The 7,527-nt window shown below is 49.1% G+C and carries 9 protein-coding genes; 6 read left to right on the top strand and 3 right to left on the bottom strand.

Annotation, left to right across the window (positions count from 1 at the left end):
* Positions 1-432, top strand: a 432-nt coding sequence (locus IQ235_RS13480; protein ID WP_264321972.1) for a serine hydrolase domain-containing protein, incomplete at its 5' end; no start/stop codon positions are given.
* A 19-nt stretch (positions 433-451) separates the two neighbouring features.
* On the opposite strand, the gene IQ235_RS13475 is transcribed toward IQ235_RS13480, so the two are convergent.
* Entirely contained in the window at positions 452-1,207 is a 756-nt protein-coding gene (locus tag IQ235_RS13475; protein WP_264321971.1) for a peptidoglycan-binding domain-containing protein, read from the bottom strand.
* A 200-nt stretch (positions 1,208-1,407) separates the two neighbouring features.
* On the opposite strand from IQ235_RS13475, the gene IQ235_RS13470 reads away from it, so the two are divergent.
* The gene (locus IQ235_RS13470) at positions 1,408-2,127 is read left to right on the top strand and encodes a pentapeptide repeat-containing protein (protein WP_264321970.1); all 720 of its coding nucleotides are present in this window, start codon (positions 1,408-1,410) and stop codon (positions 2,125-2,127) included.
* A 173-nt stretch (positions 2,128-2,300) separates the two neighbouring features.
* On the opposite strand, the gene IQ235_RS13465 is transcribed toward IQ235_RS13470, so the two are convergent.
* Positions 2,301-2,912 (bottom strand): hypothetical protein, encoded by a 612-nt coding sequence (locus IQ235_RS13465; protein WP_264321969.1) that lies wholly within the window; start codon positions 2,910-2,912, stop codon positions 2,301-2,303.
* A gap of 255 nt (positions 2,913-3,167) precedes the next feature.
* Positions 3,168-4,151 (bottom strand): RNA polymerase sigma factor, RpoD/SigA family, encoded by a 984-nt coding sequence (locus tag IQ235_RS13460; protein WP_264321968.1) that lies wholly within the window; start codon positions 4,149-4,151, stop codon positions 3,168-3,170.
* 635 nt (positions 4,152-4,786) lie between these two features.
* On the opposite strand from IQ235_RS13460, the gene apcA reads away from it, so the two are divergent.
* From apcA to IQ235_RS13440, 4 genes are all read left to right on the top strand, one after another.
* Positions 4,787-5,272, top strand: coding sequence for an allophycocyanin subunit alpha (gene apcA, locus IQ235_RS13455; RefSeq protein ID WP_264321967.1), 486 nt, complete (start codon positions 4,787-4,789; stop codon positions 5,270-5,272).
* 88 nt (positions 5,273-5,360) lie between these two features.
* The gene (gene apcB / locus IQ235_RS13450; RefSeq protein WP_264321966.1) at positions 5,361-5,846 is read left to right on the top strand and encodes an allophycocyanin subunit beta; all 486 of its coding nucleotides are present in this window, start codon (positions 5,361-5,363) and stop codon (positions 5,844-5,846) included.
* Positions 5,847-6,364: 518 nt separating this feature from the next.
* Positions 6,365-6,568 (top strand): phycobilisome linker polypeptide, encoded by a 204-nt coding sequence (locus IQ235_RS13445; RefSeq protein WP_264321965.1) that lies wholly within the window; start codon positions 6,365-6,367, stop codon positions 6,566-6,568.
* Between the two features lie 264 nt (positions 6,569-6,832).
* Positions 6,833-7,527 (top strand): FtsW/RodA/SpoVE family cell cycle protein (locus IQ235_RS13440; RefSeq protein WP_264321964.1); only part of this gene is annotated, 695 nt, incomplete at its 3' end.

Genomic DNA, 7,527 nt, shown 5'->3' with positions numbered 1-7,527 from the left:
GGTCGCGAAACCCTGCCAGGGGGATTTGTCATCGGTTACGAAGACTGGGACGGCGACGGCAAGCCCGACAACATGAACCAGTACAACAACGGATACGGTCTGGGAGACGGGGGACTCATTTCCACTGCTCGCGACCTGGCAACCTTTGCTCGCGCCTTACTCGCCGACGAAGAACTACTCGACCCCGAAACCTTCGATGAAATGTTGGATTGGGTCGAAGATGGCGACGGGAATGGGTACGGTTTGGGGGTCAGTGTCTGGGACAGCGAGTGGGGGGAAGTGTGGGGGCACGATGGTAGCTCGGGAGGCTTTCTCTCGACCCTCTGGTATTTGCCCGAAGAAGACGCGATCGTTGTGGTGTTGGCAAACCATGGCGAGAATGCCGACCCTGACGAGATTGCTCGAGCGGCACTGAGTCTCGTTTTGGACTGAGATCGCGCCTTGCCAATTTCTAACGCATTAAAACGTCCCAAGTGGAGGGACCGACAACACCATCAGTTTGGAGATCGTAGCTTTGCTGCGCGGCTTCCACTGCCGCTTGGGTATCGGTTCCGAAGACTCCATCCGGCTTCCCTTGGAAAAATCCCAGCGCTTGCAGGCGCTGTTGCACGCCCAAAACTGCCGTTCCTTGCATTCCTAGGCGCAACAATGGCAAATCTCCCGATGCGGATCGATCGGTTGCCGCCGCCGATGTATTTCTATCGTTACAAGTGCAGGGTTCGGTTGTGGATTGGGGCAACATGGCAGGAAAGAGACGGGTCCAGGTTTTGGCATCGACGATTCCGTTTGGGTTGAGTCCCGCAGCTTCCTGGAACCCCAAAACCGCTTCGGCGGTAGATCGATCGAAAACACCATTAACGACGTCCCCATAGTATCCAAGAAGCTTCAAAGCTGCCTGGAGTTCGGATACATCCGTTCCCTGAGAACCCAACTGAAGCACCGGACGCTCGAGGGTGGAACCCGAAGGGTTTTGAGCGAGGGCTTCCCCTCCAGGGATTCCCACTGACAAAGCCCAAACCTCGGTGGGAACGATCGCCGTACTCGCCATCGCCATTGGCCATGCCATCATCCAGCACCAGCGCAGAGGGCGCTTTTTGCTGTCGCTCTTCACCGGGTTCGATGTCAGTTTCAGGGGCTTAGTTGGCTTGAAGGTGCGATCGTTCAACCTATCTGCAATTTTTTGAGCTTGAAGCAGGCTTTCCCACATAAAATCGATCCCCGATCGTCTCATCACCTGTCAATTTTTGCACATAGATCGTTGCCTTCATGTACTATATATTTTTCATCAGTTGGGATACTTGAGTGGTTCTATATTTTGAAAAAGTAGCGCCAGCACCCTCTGGGAGTACGTTCATTCCGATTTGAACTAAACTGTAACTAATGTCCAAGCTGAGGAGCCAGCGCTAGATGGCAAATGGGAAACATCTCACTTTGCTCCGTCAGGATATCTCTCTATGGAATCGGTGGCGAAAAAGCCATCGCGAGATTCAGGTAGACTTGACCGGAGCAGATCTGGCTGGGGCAAATCTTAGAGATGCAGATTTATTGGGTGCAGATTTGGTCGGTGCCAACCTGCGCGAGGCAAACTTGGGTGGCGCTTATTTAATTGGAGCTGACCTGAGTTCGGCCTATTTGAGAGGAACGACGTTGAAAGATGCGGACTTGGGAGGAGCTTACCTCAAAGATGTGAAGTTTATTGGAGCCGACCTAAGAGGGGCCGAATTAAGCGGAACTTATCTGGTAGGAGCTTATCTCATTGGCTCGAATCTTAGAGAAGCATATCTTACGGGTGCCGATTTAAGAAATGCCAATTTAGGTCAAGTCAACTTAGCGGGAGCGAGTCTTCGGGGGGCAGACCTGTATGGGGCGAACGTGAGAGAAGCCAACTGTACGGGGGCAGATTTGAGCGAAGCGAACTTAACCCAGGTGCAAGCGATCGGAACTCAATTTAGGCAAGCAATCTTTACGGGAGCTTGTATCGAAAATTGGCAAATCAATAAAACAACGAAATTCGATCGAGTCACTTGTGAATATATTTACCTTCGCTCCAAGCCGCAGCAACGATACCCCAGTTCTGGGGTTTTTAAACATGGAGATTTTGCCAAACTTTTAACTCGTTCATCTTGATTTTATCAAGGGAACTGACCGATCGAAATAAAGTTTCAATGATTACTTTTCGAGTAGTCTCATTACGAACAAATCGAAAGCACGAACGACCAACTAATGTTACATCTAGGTTTGAGATATCCGAAAATAGATGCGGTCGATAAGCGAAAATTTTGCTCGATCGCATCTATTTTTTATTCCCAAACTTCATCTTGGTAATTTTCTTTACACATCTCTAATATGCGCGTATCGTTCTGGCTAATTTCATCAATTCGTTGCAATCCTTGCAGCTCGAAATTTCCGACGACATCACCGGTTGAAGCAACTGTAGTTTCACTCGCACTCAACGCAACGGCATAAGGATGGGTCGTATTTTGATAGCTATTGATGATGCTCAAACTCAAAGCTTGAGACTCTCGACGACCGTAAAAACAATCGAAAGACGATTGCGGTAGATAAAGCGCACCGACGACGCGATCTTGACGGCTCTCGAATACCATGTACTCCGCCCCGATTTGCTCGGGTTCGGACGACTGACCGTAGAGGTAAATGCCATCGGGAATCAGATGGGATTGTGCGACTGCCGGAATTGGAGTCTGCATCGGAATGGGAGCGTCGGTGGAGGGTGAGGGTTGAGACAGAATCTGCTTTTTCATCGAGGCGATTGAGGGTTGGGAAGCCCCGAAAAAGACTGCCAGACTCAGCAGCAAGCTTCCAGTCGCCAGCAGTGCGCTCGGCAGTTGTTTCGTCGAGTTGCCAGCTCCTCGACGGTAGGATGCAATGAAGTTATCTGCGCGATCGAACACTTGGCTATCCTCCTCTGGTTAAAAATTTAGTTGATAAAGGGGTTTATTTTTTTTTAGAACGGCAACTCCCGCTAGAGATATTTCGGGGTAGCTGCAACGTCGTTATTTGAAACATCACATCCAATTTCGCAAATTACTGAATGAATTTACAAAAATAAATAAATATAGCAAAAGAGAGCAGCTTCCAACGTGAAACTGCTCTCCCTAGTTGTTTTAATTCGATGCGGGTACTTTACCCGCGATCGATGCTTTGTGTTAGCTGGCCAAGTATCCCTGTACGTTAGCCCGATGGCGACGGAGGTGATTGAGTGCTTGATGCTCTAACTGGCGCACTCGCTCTCGGCTGATATTGAGCTGAGCGCCCACTTTAGCCAGCGACAGTTCTCGACCGTCTTTGAAGCCGAAGCGCAGCATAATCACTTCTCGCTGCTGGGGGGTCAGCTCGGCTAGGAGATTTTCCAGATCTTGGCGCAGTAGCTTCTGAGTGGCGTAACGCTCGGGGGAAGCGCTTTCATCCTCTAGCAAATCTTGCAACTCGGTATCTTGGTTATCCCCAACCCGTAAATCGAGAGAAATGGGTTGCCGAGACAGGGAAAGAAACTCTCGGATTTGAGTGGTTTCAAGCTCGAGGGCTTCACCAATTTCTTTGGGGTTGGGAGAACGACCCAATTTTTGGGTCAGTTCCCGTTGCACTTTCTTGATTTGGTTGAGCTTCTCGGTGATATGAATGGGTAGGCGAATCGTGCGCGCCTGCTGGGCGATGGCGCGGGTGATCGCTTGACGAATCCACCAATAAGCATAGGTGGAGAATTTGTAGCCGCGCATGGGGTCAAATTTCTCGACTCCCCGTTCGAGTCCTAGGGTGCCTTCCTGAATCAGATCCAAAAATTCCAGATTGCGCTTTTGGTATTTTTTGGCGATGGCGACGACTAAACGCAAGTTCGCTTCGATCATCTTTCGCTTGGCTCGCTGACCCCGAACGATCGCCCCGCGAAGTTCGGATTCTTCTAGAGAGACTTGCGCCGCCCATTCAGACAAAGTCGGCTCGCGATCGATTTTCTGACGTAGAGACTCTTTGGCGTCGAGCAATTTCACCATTGCTTGAACCTGCTTGCCCAAAACAATTTCTTGCTCGTGGGTGAGCAACGGGACTCGCCCGATTTCATGCAGGTACGTCCGAACGGTATCGGCTTTGAATGTGGAGTGAGTATTTTTGAGATTAGCGTTGGCGATTGGCATGGGTAAGCTCTGAAGATAAACGACACCAAAGTTAGTTTGGGTTGACCCGCACTATGCGCGATCCACATCGGTGGAAAGCGTTCAATTTGGGGCAGTCATGGGACAAAAAAGAGGGTTGGGACGAAGTTGATAACGCGTGGCAGGAACTCGATCGAATCCCAATTCAAATCCTGCCACTAGCAGATCCACGCAACGATTACCGAACGAACTTGAAATCAGTATGAGTTTGTATAACCATCGTATCCTTCTCGTTTTGGGTCGTAAAGGTGGGGAAATCTACCCTTTAACCGCCCATACTGAAGTATTCCCCTACTTAGTACTACAACGATCGATCCAGGGTTTACGGAAATTACGCAGCAATGATTCGGATCGATCGAAATTCTCGAATTTCCCCACTTGAAGAGATTTTTTAGATCGCCTCAAAGCTAGTCAGACGTAAGGTTTTAGAGTTTTGTTCCTTCATCGGATCTCATGGAAATTTTGCAGATCGAACCTGAGAGAAATATTACAAAGTATTAAGTTAAGACTTGAAATCTAAACACCATGCTGGAAAATATCACTTGACTGCAAAATTAAGGGAAAATCCCTAATTTACATACACGCGGTAAATTTTCCTTTCTGGAGAAAGTAAAATCATGAGTATTGTCACGAAATCGATCGTGAATGCCGATGCTGAGGCTCGTTACCTCAGCCCTGGCGAATTGGATCGGATCAAAGGCTTTGTTTCCACCGGCGAACAGCGCCTGCGGATCGCCCAAGTTCTAACCGACAACCGCGAGCGGATTGTCAAAACAGCAGCCGACCAGCTCTTCCAGAAGCGTCCCGACGTTGTTTCCCCCGGCGGTAATGCCTACGGTGAAGAAATGACTGCGACCTGCTTGCGGGATATGGATTACTACCTGCGTCTGGTCACTTACGGTATCGTCGCCGGCGACGTGACTCCGATCGAAGAAATCGGAATCGTAGGCGTGCGCGAAATGTATCGCTCTTTGGGAACTTCCATCGATGCCGTTGCAGAAAGCGTTCGCTGCATGAAGTCGGTTGCGACCGGTTCTATGTCTGGCGAAGATGCGGCTGAAGCCGGTTCTTACTTCGACTACGTTATCGGTGCGATGCAATAAAGCATCCCCGAAATGAGAGTTTAGATTTTTTAAGAGATCTCAAATCTAAAGTCAAACTAGATTTAGCTAATTCTAAGGAAGCAAAATCATGCAAGACGCAATTACTGCCGTTATCAATGCCTCTGACGTTCAGGGTAAATACCTGGATGGCAGCGCTATGGACAAGCTCAAGGGCTACTTCCAAAGCGGTCAACTGCGGGTTCGGGCGGCGACTGCCATTAGCGCCAACGCCCCCACGATCGTCAAAGAAGCCGTTGCCAAGTCTTTGTTGTACTCCGATGTCACCCGTCCCGGTGGCAACATGTACACCACCCGTCGCTATGCTGCTTGCATCCGCGACATGGACTATTTCTTGCGCTACGCCACCTATGCAATGCTCGCAGGGGATCCTTCCATTCTCGACGAGCGCGTGCTCAACGGTTTGAAAGAAACCTACAATTCTTTGGGCGTGCCCATCGGAACTCTCGTGAGTGCCATTCAAGCGATGAAAGAAGTCACCGCTGGTTTGGTTGGCTCTGATGCCGGCAAAGAAATGGGTGTTTACTTCGACTACATTTGCTCGGGCTTGAGCTAACTCAACTCGAACGAGTCAGAATAAAAAACCCGCAACTTTATTTGCAAGTGTTTTTTGTCTGAATTCAGGTCTGGGAAGTCCAGAGTGAGTGCTAGACCTTAAAGGCTTATCCTTTCATCAGAAAAAAGATAAGTTTGAACCGCCTGGTATTGACTCTTGACTCCCAGACTTTGATATAGATTAAGATTTTACCCGACCCCAAAATAGCAGCCACCCCTAGTTTTTGGCTAAAGCTTAAAAAAGCGAGGCGAGTGGCTCGATCGTTGCTTTTTCGATGAACGATCGCTTTTAGAGATAAAATAAAAGTGTGGAAAAGCCTAAAAGAAAATAATTTTTAGGTAGTTCCCTGGGGCAACCATTAAATTCGAGCGTAGGCTGTAGGCGAAACCCAAATCAGCGCTTCGTCTGTGTTATTTCCACAAAAAACTTCCTAAAAAATATCTGCCGTTGCGCCGCAACGGAGTATCGAATTTCCCCATAACAATCAACGTTTTTTCAAAGAACTAGGAGACAAACCCATGCGAATGTTCAAGATTACGGCTTGCGTTCCCAGCCAAACTCGCATCCGAACTCAGCGAGAGCTGCAAAACACCTACTTCACCAAGCTCGTTCCCTACGATAACTGGTTCCGCGAGCAACAGCGCATTCAGAAAATGGGCGGCAAGATCGTCAAAGTCAAGCTCGCAACAGGCAAGCCCGGAGCCAGCACTGGACTGGCTTAAAAACGCTTCAAAATTAATAAGTCATCCATCGTTTTTAGAGGTCTTCGCGACCTCTTTTTTTTCAGAGAGATCGATTGTCGTTTTCTCTTAATTTTATGGTCAGGGATATTTCTCTTCTGTCACTTTCCGAGATTCGGACGAAATTCCATCGTTACAGCCAACGATATCTAACCAGAGAATCAGGGTTTTGCTCCCCCAGCCTCCCCTGCACGCAGCGCTATAGGTGATAGTCTAAAGAACATAAATTATCCAATTTCAACGTTCATGTTCGCGAATCTACGTCGTTTGGTTCCTTTCTTCGATGCCGCCGTGTCGGATTGGGCATGGGAAGCTCGCGTGCTGAGCTGGCTGACGGGTGTGTGGCTGGTGATGGGCTTAATCGTCTTATTTTCTGCATCCTATCCCACCGCTAGCCTGGAGCATGGAGATGGAATGTACTACTTCAAGCGCCAACTCATTTGGGCGGTTGTCGGCTCGATCGGATTTTGGATCGTGGTGCGGACTCCTCTGACGTATTTGCTAGGAATCGCGCGTTGGTTTCTACTGTTGATTTTCATTCTCCTGGGATTAATTTTGGTGCCCGGTGTCGGAACCACAGTCAATGGAGCAACGCGCTGGATCTCGATCGGCTCGATTCCCATCCAGCCCTCGGAACTGCTCAAACCTTTTCTGATTCTCCAAGCCGCAAAAATCTTTGGTCGATGGAACCAGCTTAGAGTCCAACATCGTTTTACTTGGTTGGGAATCTGGGGGTTAATGTTGGTTCTGATTTTGTTGCAGCCGAACTTGAGTACGACGGGGTTGTGCGGGATGATGCTGTGGCTGATGGCACTGGCGGCAGGACTTCCTTATAAGATGTTGGGAGGAACGGCTTTGAGCGGGGCGCTCTTAGCTGGGATTAGCATCGCGTTTAAGGAATACCAGCGACGGCGAATTCTCTCTTTTCTCAATCCCTGGGC

The organism is Zarconia navalis LEGE 11467 (genome assembly GCF_015207075.1).
Taxonomy (GTDB): Bacteria; Cyanobacteriota; Cyanobacteriia; order Cyanobacteriales; family Geitlerinemataceae; genus Zarconia; species Zarconia navalis.
This window is presented reverse-complemented; position numbering and strand designations above follow the sequence as displayed.